This window comes from Actinokineospora sp. NPDC004072, from assembly GCF_053604195.1.
Genome location: NZ_JBSGHB010000001.1, coordinates 381,788 through 407,038, shown reverse-complemented (window position 1 = coordinate 407,038; position 25,251 = coordinate 381,788). Strand labels below are relative to the sequence as shown.

18 protein-coding genes are annotated in these 25,251 nt (G+C 74.4%); 12 read left to right on the top strand and 6 right to left on the bottom strand.

Features of this window, described 5'->3' with window-relative positions:
• Window positions 1–14 precede the first annotated feature (14 nt).
• Genes ACWEPX_RS01715 through ACWEPX_RS01695 form a run of 5 tightly spaced genes read left to right on the top strand, consistent with a single transcriptional unit; the run spans window position 15 to window position 5,805 of the window.
• On the top strand, window positions 15–1,112 hold the full coding sequence (locus ACWEPX_RS01715; protein ID WP_451895136.1) for a fatty acid desaturase: 1,098 nt from the start codon (window positions 15–17) through the stop codon (window positions 1,110–1,112).
• A gap of 45 nt (window positions 1,113–1,157) precedes the next feature.
• Window positions 1,158–2,135, top strand: a complete 978-nt coding sequence (locus ACWEPX_RS01710) for a proline dehydrogenase family protein (RefSeq protein WP_451895135.1) — start codon at window positions 1,158–1,160, stop codon at window positions 2,133–2,135.
• A 20-nt stretch (window positions 2,136–2,155) separates the two neighbouring features.
• Window positions 2,156–3,418 carry an ATP-grasp domain-containing protein gene (locus ACWEPX_RS01705; RefSeq protein ID WP_451895134.1) on the top strand — a complete coding sequence of 421 codons (1,263 nt, stop codon included), beginning with the start codon at window positions 2,156–2,158 and terminating at the stop codon, window positions 3,416–3,418.
• Window positions 3,415–4,536, top strand: a complete 1,122-nt coding sequence (locus ACWEPX_RS01700; RefSeq protein ID WP_451895133.1) for an aminotransferase class V-fold PLP-dependent enzyme — start codon at window positions 3,415–3,417, stop codon at window positions 4,534–4,536. Before ACWEPX_RS01705 ends, ACWEPX_RS01700 begins: the two co-directional genes overlap by 4 nt.
• Before the next feature lie 18 nt (window positions 4,537–4,554).
• Window positions 4,555–5,805, top strand: coding sequence for an ATP-grasp domain-containing protein (locus ACWEPX_RS01695; RefSeq protein ID WP_451895132.1), 1,251 nt, complete (start codon window positions 4,555–4,557; stop codon window positions 5,803–5,805).
• Window positions 5,806–5,844: 39 nt separating this feature from the next.
• Here ACWEPX_RS01695 and ACWEPX_RS01690 read toward each other — a convergent pair whose 3' ends face one another.
• Both ACWEPX_RS01690 and ACWEPX_RS01685 read right to left on the bottom strand, forming a co-directional pair.
• Entirely contained in the window at window positions 5,845–7,026 is a 1,182-nt protein-coding gene (locus ACWEPX_RS01690; protein WP_451895131.1) for a cytochrome P450, read from the bottom strand.
• Window positions 7,023–10,037: an amino acid adenylation domain-containing protein gene (locus ACWEPX_RS01685; RefSeq protein WP_451895130.1), complete on the bottom strand. Its 3,015-nt coding sequence runs from the start codon at window positions 10,035–10,037 to the stop codon at window positions 7,023–7,025. The genes ACWEPX_RS01690 and ACWEPX_RS01685 overlap by 4 nt, the downstream gene beginning before the upstream one ends.
• 131 nt (window positions 10,038–10,168) lie before the next feature.
• Between ACWEPX_RS01685 and ACWEPX_RS01680 the strand changes: the two genes are divergently transcribed.
• The 7 genes from ACWEPX_RS01680 (at window position 10,169) to ACWEPX_RS01650 (ending at window position 19,513) form a co-directional block, all read left to right on the top strand.
• Window positions 10,169–13,588, top strand: coding sequence for a beta-ketoacyl synthase N-terminal-like domain-containing protein (locus tag ACWEPX_RS01680; protein ID WP_451895129.1), 3,420 nt, complete (start codon window positions 10,169–10,171; stop codon window positions 13,586–13,588).
• A 15-nt stretch (window positions 13,589–13,603) separates the two neighbouring features.
• Window positions 13,604–15,502: a non-ribosomal peptide synthetase gene (locus ACWEPX_RS01675; RefSeq protein WP_451895128.1), complete on the top strand. Its 1,899-nt coding sequence runs from the start codon at window positions 13,604–13,606 to the stop codon at window positions 15,500–15,502.
• Window positions 15,499–16,221, top strand: coding sequence for a thioesterase II family protein (locus tag ACWEPX_RS01670; protein ID WP_451895127.1), 723 nt, complete (start codon window positions 15,499–15,501; stop codon window positions 16,219–16,221). The genes ACWEPX_RS01675 and ACWEPX_RS01670 overlap by 4 nt, the downstream gene beginning before the upstream one ends.
• The gene (locus ACWEPX_RS01665; protein WP_451895126.1) at window positions 16,218–17,231 is read left to right on the top strand and encodes an alpha/beta hydrolase; all 1,014 of its coding nucleotides are present in this window, start codon (window positions 16,218–16,220) and stop codon (window positions 17,229–17,231) included. The genes ACWEPX_RS01670 and ACWEPX_RS01665 overlap by 4 nt, the downstream gene beginning before the upstream one ends.
• Before the next feature lie 12 nt (window positions 17,232–17,243).
• Window positions 17,244–17,642 carry a RidA family protein gene (locus ACWEPX_RS01660; protein WP_451895125.1) on the top strand — a complete coding sequence of 133 codons (399 nt, stop codon included), beginning with the start codon at window positions 17,244–17,246 and terminating at the stop codon, window positions 17,640–17,642.
• 10 nt (window positions 17,643–17,652) lie between these two features.
• Window positions 17,653–18,138, top strand: a complete 486-nt coding sequence (locus ACWEPX_RS01655; RefSeq protein WP_451895124.1) for an N-acetyltransferase family protein — start codon at window positions 17,653–17,655, stop codon at window positions 18,136–18,138.
• A 109-nt stretch (window positions 18,139–18,247) separates the two neighbouring features.
• On the top strand, window positions 18,248–19,513 hold the full coding sequence (locus ACWEPX_RS01650; protein ID WP_451895123.1) for a helix-turn-helix domain-containing protein: 1,266 nt from the start codon (window positions 18,248–18,250) through the stop codon (window positions 19,511–19,513).
• Between the two features lie 46 nt (window positions 19,514–19,559).
• On the opposite strand, the gene ACWEPX_RS01645 is transcribed toward ACWEPX_RS01650, so the two are convergent.
• From ACWEPX_RS01645 to ACWEPX_RS01630, 4 genes are read right to left on the bottom strand one after another with little or no spacing between them, the layout of a single operon-like run.
• Window positions 19,560–20,627 (bottom strand): DUF1611 domain-containing protein, encoded by a 1,068-nt coding sequence (locus tag ACWEPX_RS01645; RefSeq protein ID WP_451895122.1) that lies wholly within the window; start codon window positions 20,625–20,627, stop codon window positions 19,560–19,562.
• Window position 20,628: 1 nt separating this feature from the next.
• Window positions 20,629–21,840, bottom strand: a complete 1,212-nt coding sequence (locus tag ACWEPX_RS01640; protein WP_451895121.1) for an MFS transporter — start codon at window positions 21,838–21,840, stop codon at window positions 20,629–20,631.
• On the bottom strand, window positions 21,837–23,981 hold the full coding sequence (locus ACWEPX_RS01635) for a prolyl oligopeptidase family serine peptidase (protein WP_451895120.1): 2,145 nt from the start codon (window positions 23,979–23,981) through the stop codon (window positions 21,837–21,839). Before ACWEPX_RS01635 ends, ACWEPX_RS01640 begins: the two co-directional genes overlap by 4 nt.
• An 11-nt stretch (window positions 23,982–23,992) precedes the next feature.
• Window positions 23,993–24,397, bottom strand: coding sequence for a hypothetical protein (locus tag ACWEPX_RS01630; RefSeq protein ID WP_451895119.1), 405 nt, complete (start codon window positions 24,395–24,397; stop codon window positions 23,993–23,995).
• Window positions 24,398–25,251: the final 854 nt, after the last annotated feature.

Here is a 25,251-nt window from a genome sequence, read left to right as displayed (position 1 = left end):
CTTGGGGGATCCACATGACACTGGAGTCGCAGCGCGGCGTGCCCGCCGACCTCGACTTCGCGAAGCTCTCCCCGCACATCCGGCGGGAGCTGCGCAAACTGTGCAAACTGGACAACTATCACGCCGTGCTCGCACTGCTGTTCGACTACGCGGTGATCGCGTTCGCGGTCTATCTGTGCGTCGGTGTGTCGTACTGGTTCTACCCGGTGTCCCTGGTGCTCATCGGGTCGACGCAGCGCGCGCTGGTCAACATCCTGCACGAGGCGTCGCACAAGGTGCTCACGCGCAACGGCGTGCTCAACGTGGTGCTGGGGACGGTCTTCTCCGGCCACCTCGTCTTCCACATGTACAACCCGTACCGCAGTTCGCACATCGGCTTCCACCACCGCTACCTCGGCGACCCGGAGAAGGATCCGGACTACGGGTTCCACGTCGAGATCGGCATCTACGACCCGACGCTGTCGAACCGGGCGTTCTTCCTGCGCAACATCCTCTTCGCCGTGCTCGGCATGCGCACCCTGGAGTACGTCCGCTACGTCGTGGAGGACCGCCTCCTGTTCCGCAAGGACCAGATCGCGGTGTCCATGCCGATCAGCCTGCGCGCCGAGCGGTGGCTGATGGGCGCGGTGTGGGTGGTGCTGATCGCGGTGTTCGCGGTGACGGGCGTGCTGCTGGAGTTCGCGCTGTTCTGGCTGGTCCCGCTGTTCACCACCGCCGTCGCCATCGGCTGGCTCTCCGAGCTCGCCGAGCACTACCCGCTGCCGGAGAGCGAGGACAAGCAGATCCTCATGACCCGCAACCGGCACGGCTGGGCCGTCGAGCGCTTCCTGCTCGGCAGGCACAACGACAACTACCACCTGGTGCACCACCTCAACACCGGGGTTCCGTTCTGGAACATGAAGAAGGCCCACAACGTCCTCCTCGGCGATCCCGCGTACGCGCGCTGGGACGGGCTGTGGGCGGGCATCCTGACCCGGTCTCCCGGCCGCGGCGACAAGGAGACCCTGGTCAGCTACGCGGCCAAGTACCGCGACTGGCGCCGCGCAGGCGGGCAGCCGCGCTCCCTCGACCCGAGCTTCGCCGAGCTGGCCGCCCTCGCCAGGGGGAACTGACCACCGCACCCGGTCCGCCGACCGCGGACCGGAAAGGAGGCACCCATGACGACCACCGAACCGCGGCTCGACCTGGCCGCCGACGTGCTCGCCTCGGGCGGGGCCGCGCTCAAGGCCCTCGCCGCCGACCCCGCCCACCGGGCGGCGTTCCTGCGCTCGCCGCAGCTGCGGGCGCTGCTCGCCGCGCCAGCGGGCCGCTACATCGTGGCCGGGGACCGCCCCGGCCTGTGGCCGCGCCTGGCGCTGCTGCGGGAGAAGGGCTACCGCGTCGGCGTCGAGCACGTCGGCGAGGAGGCGACCGACCCGGCCGAGATCGAGGCGGTCTGCCAGGAGTACCTGGCGCTCATCGACGAGGCCGACGAGCCCGTCCAGCTCGGCTTCGACCTGTCCAACGTCGGCCTCCTGCGCTCGCGCGAGCTGGCGGTCGAGAACACCGCCCGCATCCTGGTCGCCGCGGCGGCCAAGGGCATGGACGTGATCATCAGCATGGAGCGCAGCGGGTTCGTCGACCAGATCATCGACGTGTTCGAGGAGCTGGCCGCCGAGCACCCCAACGTCGGCCTGACCCTGCAGGCGCACCTGCACCGCACCCCGGACGACCTCGCCGCCGTCGCCCGGCACGGCCGCAAGGTGCGCCTGGTCAAGGGGGTCTACACCGAGAGCCCGTCGGTCGCCATGCCCAGGGGCCCCGAGCTGGTCAGCCGCTACGCCGACCTGGCGGCCGACCTGCTCGACCGGGGCGTCCCGCTGGCCTGCGGCACCCACGACGCCGCCACCCTGGCCGCCCTGGACGAGCGCGGTCTGACCGGGCGGCTGGTGGAGATCGAGATGCTGCACGGGGTGCGCCCCGAGCTGCTGCGCCGCTACCGCGAGCGCGGAATCCCGTGCCGCGTCGCCACCGTCTACGGCACCAACTGGTGGCTGCACTTCCTGCACCGGCTGGCCGAGTACCCGCCGAACGTGCTCACCGCGCTCGCCGACCTGCGCGACCCGGAGCGCATCCGGTTCGGCGCCGACTACTGACACCCCTGGAGGTCCTCCGCATGCCCACAGCCGCGTCCCCGGTGGCGGTGATCGTCGACGGTTACTCCACCGGCAACTTCCTGCCCAGCGCGTTCGCCCGCCTCGGGGTGCGCGTGCTGCACGTGCAGAGCACCCCCGAGCTGATGCCGTCGATGCTCGGCCCCGCGCTGGACGAGTACATCGGCAACATCGTCTGCCCGGACGCCGAGTCCATCGACGCCACGGTGGACGAGCTGCGCGCCTACCACCCGGTGGCCGTGCTGGCCGGGCAGGAGCCCGGCGTCCCGCTCGCCGACGCGCTCAGCGAGCGGCTCGGCCTGGCCAGCAACGGCTCGGCGCTCTCGCCGGCCAGGCGCGACAAGCACCACATGATCGAGGCCGTCCGCGCCGCGGGCCTGCGCTGCGCCGACCAGCTCCGCGCAGGCGACCCCGACGCGCTGGTGGCGTGGGCCGAGCAGCGCGGCGACTACCCGGTGGTGGTCAAGCCGCTCAGCTCGGCCTCCACCGACAACGTCTTCATCTGCCGCGACGCCGCCGAGGTCCGCGCGGCGGCCGAGACCGTGCTGGCCGCCAAGGACATCTTCGATCTGCCGAACACCGAGGCGCTGATCCAGTCCTACCTGTCGGGCCCGGAGTACATCGTGGACACCGTCAGCGTCGACGGGAAGCCGTACGTCTGCGGGGTGTGGCGCTACGTCAAGACGGTGCTGCCCAACGGGAAGAACATCTACGACAAGGACGTGCTCTGCGCGCCCGACGCCGAGCCCGTGCCGCAGCTGATCTCCTACGTCACCGAGGTGCTCGCCGCGCTCGGCATCCGCACCGGGCCCTCCCACGCCGAGGTCATCATGACCGCGGACGGGCCCGCGATCGTCGAGGTCGGGGCCCGGCTCAACGGCAACATGAACCCCGGCTTCCACGACCGCTGCCTCGGCGCGAACCAGGCCGACCTGATCGCCCTGGCCTACGCCCGCCCCGACGAGTTCCGCGAGCGCTACGCGGGCCGCGTCTACACCAAGCGGATGGACGCCATGGTGCACAACACGGCCACGACGCTGTCCGGCGAGGTCGTGGGCGTCGACCAGCCGGTGGTGGACAAGATCGCCGCGCTGCCGACGGTCCACCTGGTCAGCGTCAAGCTCGGCCCCGGCAAGCGGCTCAAGGAGACCGTGGACCTGCTCAGCAGCCCGCTGCGCATCTTCATGGTGGGCGACCCGGCCGAGCTGGCGGCCGACCACGCCGCGATCCAGACCCTCAAGGACCAGGTCTACCTGCTGCGATGATGCACCTGAACACAGCGGGCGCCGGGCTCCCCGCGCCCGGCGTGCCCGCGGTGATGGCCGAGTTCCTCGCCGAGGAGGCCGAGCTCGGCCCGTACGAGGCCGAGGCCAACCACGCCGACGCCATCGAGCGCCGGGTGTATGAGGCCGTGGCGCGCCTGGTCCGCGCGCGGCCGGATGAGATCGCCCTCTACGCCAGCGCGACCGACGCCTGGTGCCGCACGGTGTGCAACCTGGTGCTGCCGAAGGGGAGCCGCATCTGGGTCACCCCGTACGAGTACGCGGGCAACCTGATCGCCGCGCAGGAGCTGGCCCGCCGCGTGGACGGCGTGCTGGAGGTCGTGCCCACCGACCCGCACGGCGAGCTGGACCTGGACTGGATGCGGGCCGAGCTCGACGAGCGGGTCGGGCTGGTGTCGCTGGTGCACATGCCGTCGGGGGCCGGGTGCGTGCAGCCGGTGGTCGAGGTCGGCGAGCTGCTGGCCGGGTCGTCCGCCGTGTACGCCGTCGACGCCTGCCAGACCGTCGGCCAGCTCCCCGTCGACTTCGCCGCCACCGGCTGCCACCTGCTCACCGGCGCGGGCCGCAAGTTCCTGCGCGGCCCGCGCGGCAGCGGGTTCGCCGCGATCCACCGCTCGCTGTGGGACCGGGTGCGCCCGCAGTTCCACGACCTGCACGTCGCCGAGGCGCGGTCGCTGCACGAGCACCGGGTGACCGCCGACCGGGCGGCCCGGTTCGAGACCGCCGAGCGCAGCGGCGCGGTCGTCCTCGGCCTGCTCGCCGCGCTCGACCACGCCGGACCCGACCCGGTGGGCGCCGCCCCGGACGTCTTCGCCGCCTTGGAGGAGGCCGTGCGCGCGCTGCCTGGGGCCCGGCTGCTCGCCCCCGGACGTGAGCGGGCCGGGATCGTGTCGTTCGTCCACGACCGGTGCCCGCCCGAGCGCATCCGGGACGGGTTGGCCGAGGATGGCGTCACCGGCTGGGTGGCCGTCGGCGCGCACACGCCGCTCTACCTGGCCGCGGGCGGGGTCGAGCGGTTCGTCCGCCTCTCCGTCCACCACTACAACGACCTCGACCAGATCGAGGTCGTCCGCCGTTCCCTGCGCCGCGTCGCGGCCTGATCCCGAGGAGCCCCGCCTATGACCGCACCGTTCGACCCGGCCGCCCCGACCCTGGTGCTGGTCGGCGGGGCGGGCGCCATCCCGCTGGGCGTGGACGTGGCGGTCCACGCCCTGCGCCAGGCCCGCGCCCGCGGCCTGGTGACCCAGCAGCTCAACCAGGAGGCGACGCTGGCGGCGACGCCCGAGGTCGCCGCCCTGTCCGCGGTGTCGTGGCCGGTCGACTTCGCCGACCCGGCCGCGTGCGCGCGGTGGGCGCGGGAGCGGGCCGCCGCAGGGCAGCGCTTCGACGTGGTGCTGGGCGTGCGCGAGTTCGCGCAGGTGGCGACCGCGGAGGTCGCGGCGGCCACCGGGGCGCCCGGCAACCCGCCGGAGGCCGTGCGCACCGTCCGGGCCAAGGACCGGTGCCGGGCCGCGCTCGCCGCGGCGGGGCTGGCCCAGCCCGCCGTCGCCCTGTGCGCCGACCGCGCCGACGCCGAGCGGTTCTTGAAGACGACCGGCGGGCCGTGGGTGGTCAAGCCCCGGGACTCGATGGGCAGCGAGGGCGTCCGCAAGGTCACCGGGCTGGACGACCTGCCGGAGGCCATCGCCGCCCTGCCGGAGGGCGCGGCGCCGTTCCTGGTCGAGGAGTTCGTCGACGGCCGCGAGTACAGCGTCGAAGGCGTGTTCCTCGGCGGTGAGCCGGTGGTGCTCGCGGTGACCGAGAAGCAAGTGCTGGACCCGCCGGTCTTCGTCGAGGTCGGCCACGTCCTGCCCGCGCCGCTGCCGGAGGAGGCGCGCGCGGAGTTCGAGCGCGCGACCACCACCGCGCTCGGCGTGCTCGGGCTGCGGTTCGGCGCGTTCCACGTCGAGCTGTGGCACACCGCGGCGGGCGTCGTGCTCGGCGAGGTCCACGTCCGCAACGGCGGCGACTGGATCCACCGGCTGCTCGAGCACGCGATCCCCGGCTTCGAGCTGTTCGGCGTCCTCTACGACGACGCGCTCGGCACCCCGGTCGACCGCGCCGCGCTGCGCCCGACCCGGGGCGCGGCCGTCCGGTTCCTCACGCCCCCGCCCGGCGAGCTGGTCCGGGTCGACGGCTGGGACGCCGTCCTCGACCACCCCGCGGTCCTGCACGCGGGCCTCTACGTCTCGCCGGGCGAGACGATCCCCGCGATCACCGACTCGCACGCGCGGGTGGGGGAGATCGTGGTGGGCGCGGACACCGCCCAGGAGGCCGCGGCATTGGCGCGCAAGCTGGCCGACGGCGTTGGTTTCGTCGTGCGCGGCTAGGACGGCGGTGGCGCTGCCCTCGGGCAGCGCCACCGCGTGCTACCTGGGCACCATCCGCAGCGGCAGCGTCTCCGGGCCGCCCACGGCGATGGAGCGGACCATCTCGACCGGGCCAGCCAGCTCGATCGCGTCGAGGTCGGCGAGCAGCTCGGTGAGCAGGACGCGCATCTGGGTGCGCGCGATGGTCGCGCCGAGGCAGAAGTGCTCGCCGATGCCGAGCGCGAGGTGCCGGTTCGGGGTGCGGGCGATGTCGAAGCGGTACGGGTCGGCGAACACGTCCTCGTCGCGGTTGGCGGAGGGCACCCACAGCACCACCCAGTCGCCCGCGGCGATCCGCTGGCCGCGGATCTCGGTATCCCGGGTCGCCGAGCGCATGCTGTGGGTCGCGCTCGACGTCCAGCGCAGGATCTCCTCGACCGCGGAGGGCACCAGCGCGGGTTCGGCGCGCAGCCGGGCCCACTGGTCGGGGTGGCGGGCGAGGGCGAGCACGCCGCCCGCGATCGCCAGCCTGCCGTTCTCCGTGGCGCCGATCAGGTTCTCGCAGTTGAGCAGGATCTCCCGCTCGGTCAGCAGCTCGCCGTCGAGCATCCCGTTGGCCAGCGCGCTGATCATGTCGTCGGCGGGCTCCTCCATTCGCCGGTACATCAGGTCGCTGAAGTACTCCATCAGCTCGTGCTGGGCGACCAGCGGCTTGTGCGCGGCGTAGGCCTCGTTGGTCCACGCGAACACCAATTCGTGGTCGGACTCCGGCACGCCGAGCATGCCGCAGATGACGAAGATCGATAGCCGGCCCGCGATGTCGTGCACGAAATCGCACTCGCCGCGCTCGTAGGCCCGGGCGAGGGTGGCCCGGACCGCGCCGCGGATGGACTCCTCCAGCCCGCGGGCCGACCGCTCGGTGAACCAGCCCGCGACCAGCGAGCGCAGGCGCTTGTGCCGGGGCGGGTCGGTCAGCGCGAGGGTCATCCCGCCGCCCGGGTCGGCGTGCTGGGTGACCGGGCGCAGCAGCACCCCGCGCGCGGAGCTGAACGTCGCGGGGTCGCGGTAGACCGCGCGCACGTCGTCGTACTTGGTCAGCGACCAGAACGCGGGCAGCTCGCCCTCGGGGTGGCGGTGCACCGGCGAGTTCGCGCGCAGCCACCCCCAGAGGGCGTGCGGGTCGCCGGTGGCGTGCAGGTCGGGATCGGCGAGGGCTTCCGGGGCGGCGGCTGCTGCGATCATGGGCGCGCTCCTGGGGTGGTCGTCAGCCGGGCGGCGTAGCGGCTGGCCAGCTCGGCGGCGACGGCGGGCGGCACGGCGCCGGGCCGGTAGGCGACCTCGACGCGCAGCCCGCCGTCGGCCGACGGCCAGATCTCGGTGTGCAGTTCCAGCGGCAGGTCCACGTACGGCTGGCGGAGGAACGCCGTGCGCACCCCGTCGAGGTCCAGCCGGGGGGTGGCGGTGTCCTGCACGGCGAACAGCACCTGGAACAGCGGCGGGCGGGCCGTGCGGCCGCGGTCGAGCTGGGCGAGGACGGCGGTCAGCGGCACGTCCTGGCGGGCGAAGGCGCGCGCGGCGACGCGGCCGGTCTCGGCGACGTCGCCGTCGGCGGCCCGCCCGGACAGCCGCAACGGGACTGTGCTGATGTGGCAGCCGACCGCGTGCTCGATCGCGGGGTCGTCGCGCTGGGCCACCGGCACGCCCACGGCGAAGTCGCGCTGCCCGGTCACCTCGGCGACGGTCTGCGCCCACAGCGCGAGCAGCACCACGAACCGAGTCTGCCCCTCGGCCGCGGCGATCCCGTCGAGCGCGGCGACGACGTTCGCGTCCACTGTGGTCTCGAAGCGCAGCGGGCCGCCGCCCTGGAGGGCGCCGTCCGGCCAGCGCAGGTCGGGCACGCCCGCGAACTCCGCCCGCACGTCGGTGTTCTGGGCGTTCTGGGCGGGGTGCGCGCGGTGGGCCTCGGCCAGGGTGGGCGCTGGGGGCAGGGTTTCGGCGGTGCCGTTGTAGGCGGCGGCGAGGTCGCGGGCGAGCACGGACTCCGACCAGCCGTCGAAGGCGATGTGGTGGACCGCGCAGCCGAAGAGGGTGACCTCGCCCGCCCGCACGACGGCGGTGCGCCAGATCTCGCCCTTGGTCGGGTCCAGTTCGCCGATCAGCGCCTCGCGCAGGGCCGCGATCCCGGCCGCCTCGGTGGGCTCGGCGGGCAGCTCGGCCAGCTCGGGCGGCGGCACGTCGATCAGCCACGCGCCCGGCCGGGGGTCGGCGACGTACGCCGCGCTCAGCGCCTCGTGGCGCAGGTGGACCTCTTCGATGGCCCACCGCAGCGCGGCGCGGTTCAGCTCTCCCTCGACGGACCAGAACAGCAGGCAGTGGTTGGTGCGGTCGGTCGGGTCGACCAGGTGCCGGGTCAGGTACACCAGCTGCATGGGGGTGAGCGGGACGGCGTCGTCGTCGGCGACGCGCGCCGCGGCCGGGGCCTCGGCCGCCAGGCGCGCGGCGAGCCCGGCGGCGGTCGGGTGCCGGTACAGCTCGGCCACGGGCACGGCGCGCCCCAGCCGCGCCGCCAGCCGGGCGCACGCCCGCCCCGCGCCCAGCGACGTGCCGCCGAGCGCGAAGAAGGACACGTCGGCGGGGACGGCCGAGCGCCCCAGCACCGCGCGGAAAGCCGCCACGACGGCACTGGTGAGCGGGTCGGCGTCGGAGTCCGTGCCGTCGGCTTCGGTGGGTTCCGCGGCAGGCAGCAGGGCGAGCAGGGCGCGTTCGTCCAACTTGCCTTGGGCGGTCAGGGGAAACGCGGCGACCGGGTGCACGACGGCGGGCCGGTGGTGCGCCGCCAGCGTGTCGGCCAGCTCCGCGGCCAGGTCGGCGAGCGGGTCGCCCTCGGTCGCCGGGACGCAGAACGCCGCGAGGTCGACCACCGCGCCCGCCGCGTCCCGCCGCGGCACGACCCGGCACCGGCGGACCCGCGGGTGGGCCTCCACCTGGCGTTCGACCTCGGCGGGCTCGACCCGGTGGCCGCGGACCTTCACCTGGCGGTCGGCGCGGCCCCGGAACCGCAGCAGCCCGTCGGCGCCCCACACCCCGAGGTCCCCGGTGCGGTAGACGCGGGTGGGACGGCCATCGATGGGCGTCTCGGTGAACTTGGCTGCGGTCAGCGCGGGGTCTCCGAGGTAGCCGTGGGCGAGGCCGTCGCCTGCCACGCAGATCTCGCCGGTCTCCCCGACCCGGCACGGCCGGTCGCCGTCGAGCACGTGCACCTGCGTGCCCGGCACGGGCCGTCCGAGCGGGATCCCGTCCGGGTGGTCGCAGTCGGCTTCCCGGATGCGGTGGGTGGTTGCGAACACCACGCTCTCCACCGGGCCGTAGCCGTTGATCAGCGCGATGCCGGGGTGCGCTCGGAGGAACCGGCGCACGTGGTCGGTCGACAGCCGCTCGCCGCCCACCATGACCTGGCGCAGCCCGGTGAAGGCGGCCACGTCCTCGTCGACGACCATGTTGAACAGGCTGCTGGTGAGCCACGTGGTGTCCACCCCGTGGTCGGCCACGCCCGCCCGCAGCGCCGCAGGCGACAGGTACGGCTCGTCCACGATGACCGAGGTGCCGCCGTTGAGCAGCACCGACCACAGTTCGAGGCTGAAGGCATCCCACGGGACCGGCGCGGCCAGCGGCACCGCGGTGTCGCTGGCGAACCGGGCGAACCCGTTGGCCTGGAACAGCCGCGCGGTGGCCCCGTGCGGGGTGAGCACGCACTTGGGTTCGCCGGTCGTCCCCGAGGTGAAGAACACGCACGCCGGGTCGGCCGCCGAGACGGCGACGGGCCGGAAGCCGTCCGGGGTGGCGTCGGGCGTCGGAGTCCACACCGGACAGTCGGCGGCGGTGCCCTCAGGGGCGATCAGCAGGCGGGCGGACATCACGGCGAGCGCGTCGGCGGTCCTGCGCGCGGGCCAGGCGGGATCGATGAGGGCGTAGGCCGCGCCCGTCTTCAGCACCGCGAGCAGGGCGGTGACCAGGTCCGCGTCCCGCGGCAGCGCGATGGCCGCGATGTCGCCGCGGCCCAGGCCGTCGGCCGCCAGGCGCGCGGCCCAGGCGTCGGCCGTGCGGTCGAGTTCGGCGTAGGTGGTCGCGCGGCCCGCCCACCGCAGGGCGATCGCGTCGGGGCGGAAGAGGGCGGTGCGGGCGACGGCCTCGTGCAGGCCGCCGTCCGGGGCGGTGGTCGGGTGGCCGGTGGTCCACGAGCGGTCCGGCAGCACGGCGTTCCCCCCGTCGGTGATCCGTGAACGGCAACAGATTGCCAGAATGCTGTCAATAGGTTGCCACGGCGTTGTCCAGTCGGGCAACCTGGATCTCGACCCGCTCCCTGAGCGCAGCCGAAGGTGGACAGATGGACCGTGACCGTGCCCTCGACATCGGCGTGACCGGGCTGAGCGTCCGGTTCCCCGGCGTCGCCGACCTCGACGAGTGCTGGACCGCGCTGCTCGCGGGCCGGGTGCTGACCACCAGGATCGACCGGGCCGACCTGCTCGCCGCAGGCGTGCCCGCGGAGCTGGTGGACGACCCCGACTACGTGCCGGTGCGCGGCCTGCTCGCCGACGCCGACCGGTTCGACAACGCCTTCTTCCGGGTCAGCCCCCGGGACGCGGAGATGATGGACCCCCAGCACCGGCTGATGCTGGAGGTGGCGTGGACCGCGCTGGAGGACGCCGGGCAGGACCCGTCGGCGGTCGAGCCGACCACCGCGGTCTTCGCCTCCGGCAGCGGCAGCGGCTACCTGCGCGCCATGCTGACCGCGGGCAGGCTCGACCCGGCCACGCTGGACCAGGCCATCCACGGCACCGAGCCGGACTTCATCGCCAGCCTCATCTCCTACAAGCTCGGGCTGACCGGCCCCGCGATCGCCGTGCAGACCGCGTGCTCGTCCGGGCTCGTCGCGGTCCACCTGGCCGTGCAGGCCCTGCTCAACGGCGACTGCGACCAGGCCCTGGTCGTCGCGGCGGGCATCGACTTCCCGCAGGCCGGGCACCTGCACATCCCCGGCGGCATCCAGTCGGCCACCGGCGCGTGCAAGCCGTTCGACGCCGACGCCGACGGCGTGGTGGCGGGCTCGGGCGTCGCCTGCGTCGTGCTCCGCCGCTACGCCGACCTGCTCGACGGCCCCCCGCCGCACGGGGTGATCCTCGGCACCGCGATCAACAACGACGGCTCGGCCAAGGTCGGCTACTACGCCCCCTCGGTCGCCGGGCAGGAAGCGGTCATCCGCGCCGCCTACCGGGCCGCCGACGTCGGCGGCGAGACGATCGGCTACCTGGAGACCCACGGCACCGGCACCCGCGTCGGCGACCCGATCGAGTGGTCGGCGGCCTCGACGGCGCTCGCGGACCTGGGCGCCGCCCCCGGCCAGGTCGCCATCGGCGCCCTCAAAGCCAACACCGGCCACCTCGACGCCGCGGCAGGCCTCGCCGCCCTGATCAAGGCCCTCCTGGTCGTCAAGCACGGCGTGATCCCACCCGTAGCTGGCTTCACCGCCCTCAACCCACTCCTGGAAACCGACGGTTCACCACTGACCGTCCCCACCGAGGCCACCAAGTGGCAAGGACCACTGCCCCGCCGCGCAGGCGTCAGTTCCTTCGGCATCGGCGGCACCAACGCACACGTCATCATCGAGCAACCACCGCTGCCCACCCACGCCGACGGCGCGCCCCCCGCCGAACGAGACCTAGCGCCGCCCTCCGCCGCCGACCCCGAGCCCCTGCGGCCCGGTGATCACCTCACCGCCCACGCACCCGCGCTGGCCGACGGCGCGTCTCCCGTCGAGCGGGAGCTGAAGCCACTCTCTGCCGCTGACCCCGAGGCTCCGCGGTCCGGTGATCACCTCACCGCCCGCGCATCCGCACTGGCCGACGGCGCGTCTCCCGCCGAGCGGGTGCTGATGCCGCTTTCCGCCGCTGACCCCGAGGCCTTCCAGCCCGGTGAGCACCTCACTGCCCACGCGCCCGCGCTGGCCGACGGCGCGTCTCCCGCCGAACGAGGGATGCCGCTTTCTGCCGCCGATCCAGAGGTTCCGCGGTCCGGTGATCACCTCGCCGCACGAGCGCCCGCGCTGGCCGACGGGGCGCCTCCTGCCGAGCGGGAGCTGACGGCACCCTCTGCCGCCGATCCCGAGCCCCCGCGGCCCGGTGAGCACCTCACCGCCCACGCACCCGCGCAGGCCGACAGGGTGACCCTTGCCCAACGGGAGCTGGTGCTGGTCTCCGCCGCCGATCCCGAGGCCCTCGACCGTGCGACCCTGCGGCTGGGTGAGCACCTCACCGCCCGCGCACCCGCGCTGGCCGATGTCGCCACCACGCTGGCCACCGCCCGGGCCGCCCTGTCGCACCGGCTCGCCGTGGTTGGGCGGGACAGCGCGGATGCGGCTGCGCGGCTCGCAACCGCCGTGCGCGGAGTGCGGCCGGCCGACGGGCCCGCGCCGCTGGTCTTCCTCTTCCCCGGCCAGGGCACCCAGCGCCCGGGGATGGCCAGGGCGCTGGCGGATCTGCCCGGGTTCGCCGACGCCCTCGCCGAGACCCTGGCCGCCTTCGAGCCCGACCTGGCCGCCCGGCTGGCCGCCGCCCTGCACGACCCGGACTTCCCCGCGGCCGAACTGGACGAGACCGACCTGGCCCAGCCCGCGATCTTCGCCGTCGGGCACGCCGCCGCGGTCGCCCTCGGCGGACTGGGGCTGCGGCCCGCCGCCGTCGCCGGGCACAGCCTGGGGGAGATCACCGCGGCCTGCGCGGCGGGCGTGCTCGACCTGCCCGCGGCCGCGCGGCTGGTCACCGCCCGCGGCCGGGCGATGCGGGACTGCCCGCCCGGGGCAATGGTGGCGTTGGACTGCGCCGAAGCCCAGGCCCGCGCGCTCATCGCCGAGTCGGGGGCGGCCGTGGAGCTGGCCGCCGCCAACGGCCCGGCCAGCTGCACCGTGGCGGGCACCGCCGCCGCCGTCGAGGAGTTCACCGCGTGGCTGGGCGAGCGGGTGCGCGCCCGCAGGCTGCGCACCACCCGCGCGTTCCACTCCGCCCTCATCGAGCCCGCGCTGCCCGCGCTGGCGGCGGCGCTGTCCGGGGTGCGCCCCGGGTCGCCGAGTGTGCCGATGGCGGCCAACGCGACTGGCGAGGTCATCGAGCCGGGTACCACCGTCGCCGCGGCGGTGTTCGCCGACTCCGCGCGGCTCCCGGTCCGCTTCGGCGACGCGATGGCCGCCATCGCGGCCAGGTTCCCCGGCGCCGTGGCCCTTGAGGTCGGCCCGGGGCGGGCGCTGTCCCCGCTGGCCGCGGCGGCCGAGCTCGACACCATCGCGCTCGCGCCGGGCCGCGCCGACGACGAGGTGCTGACGGCCCTGGGCACGCTGTGGACGCTCGGCCAGCCGCTGGACACGCGGGCGCTCTGCGCGCGCGGCAACCTGATCCGCCTGCCCGGCTACCCCTTCGCCGGACCCCGCTGGCTGGCCCCGGAGATCGCCGCGGCGCGCCCGGCGGACCACCCGAAGCCCCCTGCGGCCGACACCCCGCCCATCGCCGGCCGACCCGAACGGGACGCGGGGGAGGTGCTCGCCGCGCTGTGGACCGAGGTGCTCGGGCACGGCGACCTCACCGAGAGCTCCGACTTCTTCGAGCTGGGCGGCGACTCGCTGCTCATCACCCACCTCGCCCGCAAGATCAACACCGAGTTCGAGATCAAGGTCCCGCTGCGCGACATGCTGGCGGGCCGGACCCTCGGCGGGCAGACCCGCATCGTGCGCGACCTCGTCGCGGCCGCCACCGCATAACTGGAGGGAAACCCGATGTCACTGGAACAGGCAGGCGCCCGGACGCGGTTCGCCGACGACGAGCGCGACGCCCTGCTGGCCCTGGGCCGGGGGCCGGAGCTGCCCGCGGCCGCGCCGGTGCCCGACCTGGTCGCCGAGTACGCCGAGGCCAACCACGACCACGTCGCGGTGGAGTCGGCCGGGGCCGCGCTGACCTACGACCAGCTCGACCGGTGGGCCGGGCGGGTCGCGGGCAGGCTCGCCGCCGCGGGCGTGCGGCCCGGCCAGCGGGTCGGCCTGCTGGTGGAGCCCTCGACGGCGATGGTCGCCGCCGCGCTCGGCGTGCTGCGGGCGGGCGCGGCGTACGTGCCCGTCGACGCCGCCCACCCCGACCAGCGCATCGCCGCCCAGCTCGCCGACGCCCAGGTGGCGTGCGTGCTGACCACCGAGGCGGCCAAGGACCGCTGCGGCGGGCTGCCGACCGTCTTTATGGAGGACACCCACGACGGCCCCGTCGCCCCCGCCGTGCCGGTGGCCGCCGACGACCCGGCGTACCTGATCTACACCTCCGGCAGCACCGGCGAGCCCAAGGGCGTCGTGGTCGAGCACGGGCAACTCGCCGCCTCCACCCTGGCCCGCCGCCGGGTCTACCCGGGGCGGCCGGTGTTCCTGCTGGTCTCCCCGCTCGCCTTCGACTCATCGGTCGCCGGGCTGTGGGGCACGCTGACCGCGGGCGGCCGCCTCGTCGTCGCCACCGCCGACGAGGTCCGCGACCCCTCGCGCCTGGTCGAGATCGTGCGCGACCACCAGGTCACCCACCTGCTGTGCGTGCCGTCGCTCTACGGCGTGCTGCTCGACGCCGCCGACCGCGCGGGCCAGGACGGCCTGCGCTCGCTGACCACCGTGATCGTCGCGGGGGAGGTGCTGCCGCAGTCCCTCGTGGAGCGACATTTCGCCCGGCAGCCGCACACCGAGCTGGTCAACGAGTACGGGCCGACCGAGACCACCGTGTGGGCCAGCTACCTGCGGCTCACCGCGCCCGGCCCGGTCACCATCGGCGTCCCCGTCCCCGGCGCCCGGCTCTACGTCCTCGACGACCAGCAGCGCCCCGTCCCGCGCGGGGTCGACGGCGAGCTGCACATCGGCGGCGCGGGGGTCGCGCGCGGCTACCACGGCCGCCCGGAGGCCACCGCCGCGGCGTTCCTGGACGACCCGTTCGTCCCCGGCGGCCGGATGTACCGGACCGGCGACATCGCCCGCTGGACCGCCGAGGGCACGCTCGACTTCCGCGGCAGGCGCGACCACCAGGTCAAGGTCCGCGGCCACCGGGTCGAGCTCGGCGCGGTGGAGGCGGCCCTGCGCGCGGTGCCCGGCGTGCGCGACGCCGCCGTCATCCCCGACGCGGCCGGGACGCACCTGATCGGGTTCGTCGCCGCCGACGCCGTGACGGCCGAGGACGCGCGCGCCGCGCTGGCCGCGCGGCTGCCCGAGGCGTGGGTGCCCGCCCGCGTGCACGTGCTGGACCGGCTCCCGGTGACCGTCAACGGCAAGGTCGACCGCGCCCGCCTGGCCGCGCTGCCCGTGCAGGCCGCGCCCCGGCCCGCCGCCGCCGACGACACCACCGCGCACGTCGCCGCGGCGTGGGCGGAAGTCCTCGGCGTGCCCGACGTGCCGACCGACGTGAACTTCTTCGACCTCGGCGGCCACTCGCTGACGATGTTCCACCTGCAGGACGCGCTCGAATCGCGCACCGGCACCCGGCCGTCGGTCGTCGCGCTGTTCCGGCACACCACGGTCGCCGCCCAGGCCGCGCTGATCCGCGACGGCGGCTCCACCCCGGAGGAGTCGGCCGCCGGGATGCGCGAGGCCGCCGCCCGCCGGGCCGCGGCGATGCGCGCCCGCCGCCAGCGCGCGGAGCGGGGGGCGGCCAAGTGAGCGGCTGGCTGCACTGCCCGACCCCCAGGCCGTCGGCCCGCGTCCGCCTGGTCTGCTTCCCGCACGCGGGCGGCGCGGCGTCCTTCTACCGCGACTGGGGCGGGCGCCTGCCCGACGACATCGAGGTCCACGCGGTCCGCTACCCCGGCCGCGCCGAGCGCATCGACGAGCCGTGCGCCACCGACCTGCGCGCGCTCGCCGACGACATCGCCGCCGCGGTGGCCGCGGTGGCCGACCGGCCGGTCGCCCTGTTCGGCCACAGCCTCGGCGCCGCCGTCGCCCTGGAGACCGCCCGCTCGCTGGCCGCCCGCGGGGTGCAGGTCGTCCACCTGTTCGCCTCGGGCTCGCGCGACGGGGACCTGCCCGACCTCGCCGAGCCGTCCGATGACGACGACGCGGACATGCTGCGGATGCTGGAGCTGGGCGGCACCCCGCCGGAGCTGGCCGCCGACCCGGACTTCCAGGAGCTCGTCCTGCCCTACGTCCGCGCCGACAGCCGCCTGTTCCACGGCTACGCCCACCGCGCCGACCCCGCCCTGCCCTGCCCGGTCACCGCCATCGCGGGCGACGCGGACATCGACGCCGACCGCCGCCCGTGGCGGGAGCTGACCCCGGCCTTCCAGCAGCACGTGGTGCCCGGCAACCACTTCTACCTCATCGAGAACCCCCCGCTGGCCCTCATCACCACCACCCTCACCCGCTCCGGAGCCGCGCTGTGACCACGACCGACACCACGGGCAGGCGCGGGGACCCGGCGCCCCCCGCGCCTGGCGTGCCCGCGTTCGACCGGGAGCTGGACCAGCCGCTGCGGGACATCCTGGCCGGGCGGCCGTCGCTGACCGCCGAGCTGATCCCCGAGCGGCGGGCCGCCGGGGCCGCCGCGCGGCTCACCGACGAGCAGATCCGCCGCGACGGCGCGTTCGAGATCGCCGAGCGGGTCGTCCCCGGACCGGCAGGCGCCCCGGACGTGCCGGTGTTGATCTGCACCCCCACGGGCGTTCCGGGGCCGCACCCGGTCGTCTACAACACCCACGGCGGCGGGATGGTCACCGGGCACAACCGCACCACCGAGCTGGTCGGCGAGCTGGACCGCGCGCAGGCCCTCGGCTGCGCCGTCGTGGCCGTGGACTACCGCCTCGCCCCCGAGCACCCCGACCCGGCGCCCGTCGAGGACTGCTACGCCGGGCTCGTCTGGCTCGCCGAGCACGCGGGCGCGCTCGGCTTCGACCCCGACCGGGTCGTGCTCAGCGGCAACAGCGCGGGCGGGGCGCTGGCCGCCGGGCTGGCGCTGATGGCCCGCGACCGCGGCGGACCGCAGCTTCGCGGCCAGCTGCTCCAGTTCCCCATGCTCGACGACCGCTGCGACTCGCCCTCGGCGCGGCAGCTGGAGACCGTCGGCATGTGGGACGGGCGGTCCAACCGCACCGGCTGGACCGCCCTGCTGGGCCAGCGCCGCGGCACCGATGCGGTGTCCTGCTACGCCGCCCCCGCCCGGGCCGCCGACCTGTCCGGGCTGCCGCCCGCGTTCATCGAGGTCGGCTCGGTGGAGGCGCTGCGCGACGAGGGCATCGACTACGCCCAGCGCATCTGGCGGGCGGGCGGCGCGGCCGAGCTGCACGTCTGGTCGGGCGCGTTCCACAGCTTCGACGAGTGGGTGCCCGCCGCGGAGGTCTCCCGCGCCGCCCACCGCGCCCGCGTCTCCTGGCTCCGCCGAATCCTCGCCGACTGAGGGAAGGACCCCATGGCACTCGACCACATCTCGCACCCGGACGGGGTCTTCCCCAGCGACGGCTACACCCATGTCGTCACCGGGACCGGCCGCCTCGTCGTCCTCTCCGGCCAGATGCCGTTCGACCCCGACGGGGAGTTCGTCGGCACGGGCGACCCCGCCGCGCAGGCGCGCCAGGTGTTCACCAACATCGGCCGGTGCCTGGCCGCCGCGGGCGCGTCGTTCGCCGACCTGGTCCGGCTGAACTACTACATCACCGACATCAGCCACGTCCCGGTGATCCTCGCCGTGCGCGACGAGTTCATCGACACCGACCGGCCGCCCGCGAGCACCGTCGTGCAGGTCGTGGCGCTGTACCGGCCCGACCTGCTGATGGAGATCGATGCGATGGCGATCGTGGCGGAGGGATAGGTTTCCGACCATGCGCGTGCGAGAGTTCACCGATGCCGACTGGCCCGCCGTCTGGTCGATCATCAGCGAGGTCGTCAAGGCCGAGGAGACCTTCCCCTACGACCCGGCGATGACGGCGGAGCAGGCCAGGGCCACCTGGGTGGTGCCGAGCCCGGGGGTGACGGTGGTCGCCGAGGAGGGCGGCCGCGTGCTCGGCACCGCGCACATGCAGACCAACCGCGGCGGCCGCGGTTCGCACGTGTCCACCGCCAGCTTCATGGTCGCGGCGGACGCGCGCGGCCGCGGCGTCGGCCGGGCGCTGTGCGAGCACGCCCTCGGCTGGGCCCGGGGCCGCGGCTACGCCGGGATGCAGTTCAACGCCGTCGTCGAGACGAACACCGCCGCGGTGAACCTCTACCTCGGACTCGGGTTCACGATCGTGGGCACTGTGCCAGGCGCCTTCGACCACCCGATCCACGGCCGCGTTGGTTTGCACGTCATGTATAGAGAGTTCTGAGTCACACCCCGTCTCTTCGCAGGTCGGAGTGCGTTGCCAAGTAGTCATCCGGTTTGCCAGAATGGGCTGAAAGCGACGTTCCGCGCAGTCGAAACGCATCGGAGGAGGAATGCTCGAACAACCCGCCTTCGGCGTGCGGCTCCGCGCGTTGCGCTTGGAGCGCGGCCTGTCCCAGGCCGCCTTGGCAAAGGGTGTCATGTCCACCGGGTATCTGTCCCGGTTGGAATCCGGCGCGCGCCCGCCGACCGAGCGGATGGTCGCGCACCTCGCCGAGCGCCTCGGCGTCCCGCTGTCCGCCTTCGACTCCAGCCACCCCACGGCGGCCTCGCTCGCCCAGGTGCTCGCCACGGTGACCTCCGCCGAGCAGGGCGACGACATGGCCGACAAGCTCGCCGACGCCCTGTGCGCCGACGAGCCGTTCGACCCGGCGCTGCGCTGGCAGGGGCTGTGGCTGCTGTCCCGCATGCGCGAGCACCAGGCCCGCTACTCCGACGAGCACGACCTGCTCGCCGAGCTGATCGCCCTCAGCGACGAGCTCGGCTCCCCGGAGCTGCGCACCAGGGCGCGGGTGCAGATGGCCCGGTGCCTGCGCATCCTCGGCCACCTCGCCGAGGCCGTCGACCTCGCCGACGAGGCCAACCGGATGGCGGGGGAGCTCCCGGTGCGCGACCGCGCGAGCGCGCTGAGCGCCCTCATCTCCGCCGAGACCGAGGCGGGCAGGCTCGTGCAGGCCCGCGCCCACGCCGACGAGCTGTGCGCGATCACCGAGCCGCTGGGCGGCACGGTGTTCGTCGAGGCGCTGTGGGCCAGCGCCACCGTCCGCATGCGCCAGGGCGACCACGCGGGCGCCGAGGCGGCGCTGGAGCGGGCCCTGGCCGGGCTCGCCGGGCACGAGAGCCTGACCCTGTGGACCCGGCTGCGCCTGGCCGCGGCGTCGCTGTACCTGCAGGCGAGCCCGCCGCTGACCGCCAAGGCCAGGGCCACATTGGACGAGGTGGCCCCGGTGATCGACCTCGTCGGCACCGAGCTGCACGAGCAGCAGCTGCTGAGCCTGCGCGGCCAGCTCGCCTTCGAGGAGGGCGACCTGGCGACGGCCGAGGAGCTGAGCGGGCGCATCGACGCCCAGCGCACCCTGCTCTCCTTCCGCGACCGGCTCCGCTTCGAGTCCCTGCGCGGCCAGCTGCTCATCGCCCGCGGCCGGGTCGACGAGGGCGCGCAGCTGCTCCAGGACCTGGGGCAGCAGGCGGAGGAGTCCGGCAACATCGAGCTGGCCGCCCAGATCTGGCGCGGCCTGGCCCGCATCCTCGCCAGCACCCGGACCACCCGGCGCAAGCCGAGGAAGCAGACCCGCAACCCCGAGGTCGTCAACGGCTGACGGTTGGTGTCCACACCGGACGCGCCGGTGTGGACACCAACCGTGGTCACACCGCCGCAGGCCCGGACAGGATGGCGTCGAGCAGGCGGTCGGGGCCGTAGCGGAGCACGTCGGTGGCGGGCAGGCCCGTCTCGTCCTCGATGCGCGCCAGGGCGGCCCGCGCCTCGGCGTCGGACACGCTGCTGGTCACCACCGAGATCCCGAGGACCGGGCACGCGCGGTCGGGGTCGGCCCAGCGCGCGGCCTCCTCGTTGATCTGCACCGCGCGGGTCAGCGCGGGGAGGGCGACCTCCCGCAGCAGGCCGACGGACGTGCGGCCGAGGACGTGGCACAGCACCATCGAGTCGGGCCTGCTGCCGTGCAGCAGGCCGAGGGTCACCGCCGAGTAGCGCGGGTGGTTGAGCGCCCCCTGGCCCTCGACCAGCACCAGGTCGTGGGTGCGCGCGGCCTCGTGCACCGTCTGCTCCACCACGCCGTTGACGAAGTCGCTGACGATCCCGTCGACGGCGATGCCGCCGCCGGAGACCATCATCCCCACCTGGCCGGTGGCCACGAAGCCCGCGTCCACGCCCCGGGCGCGGGCGGCGCGCTGGACCTCCAGCATGGTGGTCATCTTCCCGCTGCCGCAGTCGGTGCCCACCGCGAGCACCGTCCGGCTGCCCGGCCGGTGCGGTCGGTAGTGGACGATCGGCCTGCCCTCGGCGGAGAACTCCGTCAGGTACCACTCGGGCGACGGCTTGCGCAGGTCCCAGAGCCGCGCCCCCGACCGGTCCGCGGCCGCGACGATCTCCGGGTCGGCGGAGAGGTGGTGGTGGAAGCCGTTGACCACGTCCACCCCGGCCCGCACGGCGACGAGGATCTGCTCGCGCCAGTAGGGCTGCATGCCCGCGCCCACTGGTTCGTCGGCCAGCACCAGGGCGTCGGGGCGGTGCTCGATGGCGGCGGCCACGTCGGCCACCACCGGGATCTCCGCCATCGCGCCGCCCGCGGTCTCCCGATCGATCACCGCGACCACATCGTCGGCGCGGTAGCGCAGCAGGGCGGTCAGCGTCTTGGACGGGGACGGGACGACCTCCCCGTCGGCCAGGAGGGCGAGTCGCTTCAGGTCGTGCATGTCAGGTTCCCTTCTCGCTGCCGAGCGCCACGCGCCGGGTGATCACCCCGGTTGCGCCGAATCCCACCCCGATCGCCAGCCAGCCCCACGCCCCGAACGACAGCGCCGCCGTCGTCGCCACGATCGGCCCGAGGAGCAGGCCGATCCCGGTGGTCGTCTGGAACACGCCCTGGTACTGCCCCGGCGCGCGGGGGTCGGCCAGGTCGTAGCTGAGCGTCCACCCGCCCGCCGCCGCCCACATCTCCCCGATGGTGAAGCACGCGACCGCCGCCACCAGCACGGCCACCGTCACCCACCCCGACGCGGAGCCCGCCGCGCCGACCACCGCGCACGCCGCGCCCAGGGCCAGCCCGCCGCGGCGGACGGCGGCCGCCGCCCCGGGCAGCTCGTCGGCCCCGCGCGCCGACCACACCTGCAGCGCGATCACCATCGCGGTGTTGATGAACAGCAGCACGGCGACCATCGCCCGGGGCGCGTCGGTGCTGGCCGCCAGCCACAGCGGCACGGCGATCACCAGCACGCTGTCGCGGATCTCCAGCAGCCCCACCAGCAGGCCCACCGCCAGGTAGCGCCGGTCGCGCAGCGCCCGCCACGCCTTCGCGGTCCGGGGCGGGCGCGGGGAGTCGGGGACCCCGCGCACCAGCAGCGCGCTGACCGCGAGCGTGGCGGCGGTGAACAGCAGCGCCGCGACGTAGGCGCCCCTGGTGCCGACCTGGAGCGGGACCGCGGCGACCAGGGTTCCCACCGAGATCCCGATGTTCAGCGTCGAGCGCTGCACGGCCCGGAACCGCGCCCGACCGCCCGTCATGGCCCCGATCAGCGCGTTCTCGCCGATCCGCTTGCCCATCCGGAACGAGGTGACCAGCACCTGCACCACCACGAAGGCGAGCAGGTCGAACACCACGGTGTACGCGGCCACGGCCACCGCGGCGCCCCACGACATCCACACGGCCACCCCGCGCGCGCCCCAGCGGTCGGCGAGCCAGCCCACCAGCACGGCGAACCCCATCGCGACGAGCGTCCCCGCGCTGTAGGTGAACCCGAGCTCGGCGGGCGCGATGCCGACGACGGAGACGAAGTAGACCGCGGTGCACGCCATCGCCGTGCCCTGCCCGACCGACTGCGCCAGGGTGGCGGCGAGCAGCCGCCCGCCGCCCGCCGCGGCCAGCTCCCGGGCGGACTCCCGGAGCCCGGCGGCGCGAGCACCCGTCATCGCGCCGTCACGTGGTCCGCTGTTACGTGGTCCGCCGCCGCTGCCGACCCCGCCCGCCACCGGCCGTGCGTGCCCATGTCGATGGCCACCGCCCAGAACTCGGCCGCGGCCTGCCGCACCGCCTCGGCGACCGAGGGGCCGTGGTGGCCGCCGTCGCCCAGCTCGGTGCGCATGAGGATCAGGTTGCCGTGGGTGTCGACCGACCGCAGCGCGGCGACCCACCGGGCAGGCCGGTGCACCAGCACGCGCGGGTCGTTGAGGAACGCCGTCACCAGCACGGGCGGGCGGCGGCGGTCGTGGACGCGCTCGTAGGCCACGTACTCGCGCATCAGCCGGTAGGTCTCGGCGTCGCGCGGGTCGCCCCACTCCTCCCACTCGTTGATCGACAGCGGGACCTTGGGGTCCAGCAGGGCGTTGAGCAGGTCCACCGCCGGGGCCTCGGCGAGCACCCCGGCCCACAGGTCCGGGTGGTCGGTGTAGGCCTGGCCGCACACGATCGCCCCCGCGCAGCTGCCGTAGCAGACCACCGAGCCCGGGTCGGCCCACCCCAGCTCGACCAGCCGCTCCCGCGCGGACACCAGGTCGTGGAAGGAGTTCTGGGAGGCGGCCATGCTGCCGTCCACCCACCCCTTGCGCCCCAGCTCGCCGCCGCCGCGCACGTGCGCGATCGCGTAGACGAACCCGCGGTCGAGCAGGCTGATGACGGGCGGGGAGAAGACCGGCTCCCACGGCCGCTCGTAGGCGCCGTAGCAGAACAGCAGGACCGGGTTGCCGCCGTCGGGCCGCACGCCGTCCCGGTAGGCGATCGTGACCGGGATGGCGACGCCGTCGGCGGGCTCGGCGAACAGCCGCTCGGTGTGGTAGCCGGAGCGGTCGTAGCCGCTGGCGGTGTCCTGGCCGATGACGTCCACCGCACCGGTTGCCACCGTCACCCGCAGGTGCTTCGGAGGGTCCACCAGCGAATGCTCCACGAGCACGATCTCGGCGCTGTCGTAGGCGGTGCGGTTGTCCATCTGCACCCGGGTCGGGTCGCGCCTGCCCTCGAAGATCAGGTAACCGGCAGGCGTGGCCGGGACGATCTCGCGGAGCTGCCCGTCCAGGCCGAGCAACTGGACCACGCTGGTGCCCGCGCGGTGCCCGCTGAGCATCAGCCCGTCGGCGAACACGTCCAACCGCAGCCAAGGAAGCTGCGGGTCGGCGGGCAGGACCTCGGCCCAGTCGCGCTCGGCCAGCCGGTCGGTCGGGGTGCCGACGAGCCGCCGCTCGGCCCCGTCGACGGAGATCAGCAGCACGATCCGGTCCACCGACGGCGCCGTCTGGTGCTCGGTGAAGTAGATCGTTCCGTGCTTGCGCGGCTGGACGACCACCGGCTCCGCGTCCACCTGGTCAGCCGGGATCAGCAGCTCCTCGGTGGTGACGCGGCTGTTGTTCGACACCACGATCCACGCCCGGTTGCGCGTGGTGCGCACGATCGTGTTGAAGTGCTCGTCGTCCTCCGTCCACACGAGCCGGTCCTGCTCGCCGCCGAGGGTGTGCGCGTGGACCTGGTAGGGGCGCATGGCCGCGTCGTGGACGGTGTAGAGGAAGGTGGTCGAGTCGGCGCTCCACGCGCCGGTGTAGTAGGTCCGCTCCCGGGTCTCGGGCAGGTCGTCGCCGGTGCGCAGGTCGCGGAAGCGCAGCTGGTAGGACTCGTAGCCGACGTGGTCGACCGAGTACGCCAGCCACCGCCCGTCCGGGCTCGGCTCGAACACCCCGATCCGGGTGAACGGCCGCCCGCCGCCGATCTCGTCGAGGTCGAGCACCACCTCGACCATGCCGGTCCCCAGGTGCCTGCGCAGGTAGCGCGGCTGCCTGCTGCCCGCGGGGGCCCGCAGGAAGTACTCGAACTCCCCGATCCGCCAGGTGAACTCGTGGGCGGAGGTGGTGGTCCTGGCCGCCAGCTCGGCCCGCACCTCGGCCACCAGCGGCGCCAGCTCCGCGGCGTGCTCGTCGTAGTACGCGCGTTCCTCGGTGAGGTACTGCACCAGCCGCGGGTCGCTGTGGTCGCGCATCCATGCGTACGGGTCCACGACGGTCTCCCCGTGCAGCGTCCGCGTGCTCGCTTCCACCGGCGCGACCGGCGGCGTGCTCCGGATGCCCATGTCTACTCCCCTCAAGAGCGTGCTGAGCCGATCACGTCCGCGGCCCGCCACCACGACGTCCGCCCCGCGGCACCGAGCCTGCTGAACGAGAAGTGCACGTGGTCGATGTGCGGATTCGCACCCCCGTACGGCCGCCACCCCTGCTCGGCGGCATAGGAACCCCAGATGCGCGAATCCCAGATCAGGTACATCACCCCGAACCGCCGCGCCGCCGCATGCGGCCGCCCCTGCGCGTCCGGGGCGAGCAACCACCCCAGCAGCGCGCTGGCGAGGTCCCCCTGGCACTCCCGGCACACCCGCCAGTCCCAGGCCCGCCCCTCCTTGTGCTCACTAACCCCCGCCACCTCAGGCGCCCGGGTGATCCCCATGCACCCGGTCGTGGGGAAGACGCTCAGCACCAGATCGCGGAACGCCACCACCCCCGGCTGCGGAAAGGGATACACGGTGGTCTGCGGCTCATACTCAGCCAGATCATCAAGCTCACCCCCAACCCCACGCATCCCCGCCTCCAACACCCCAATCGCCCCGCCCGGATCCGCAGGCCCCCCACCAGAACACCGACACACCTTCACAACCACCCCTCCCCTCAGCACGGCCCCCTTGCCCGCACCAACCAGGTCGCGCCCAGTGTGACACCGTTGACAACAACCTGGCAATCTCTTGGCATCATCAACACCCATCCGGCCAACTTCCACCAAGACCTTTGGCAACCAAGCCCCTCCCCACCCCGCCGACCACCATGGCCGCACGCCCCCGTGGCCGCGCCGCCGACATCAACATCACCAGCCCAGATCGCCGCAATCACCCCACCTTGCAACCACCCCAACCCGCGCGCCCTCCCGATGTCAGCGCAGCCACCCCTCACCGCACATCCCCACCCACGGCCCACCCAGCGATCACCTTGCCACCCACACCACCGCCAGCGCTCCCAACAGCCGCGACCAGAACCCCCTCGCCAAACCGCATCGGCTTCCAACCCGTTGATATTCAGTTCCCGGGACCGTTGCCGCGGCCCCGCACCATGGCCGACGTTTCTAACTCCACTGACGCTGAGCCCGCGTTCCGGGCTAGCCTCCCAGGCTCCCCGCCGCCAATACGGCCCAAGATCCTCACCCGCACACCCCACCTCAACCCGCCCGCCCAGCCTGATGCGGACCACTGCAACCCCACTCACTCTCGACCCAGACCCCAGCGACCCTCTTGCAGCACCATCTCCACCGTCAGGCTCTCGGTGCCGCCCCGCAGACCAGCCCCGCGGGGGATCAGGCGG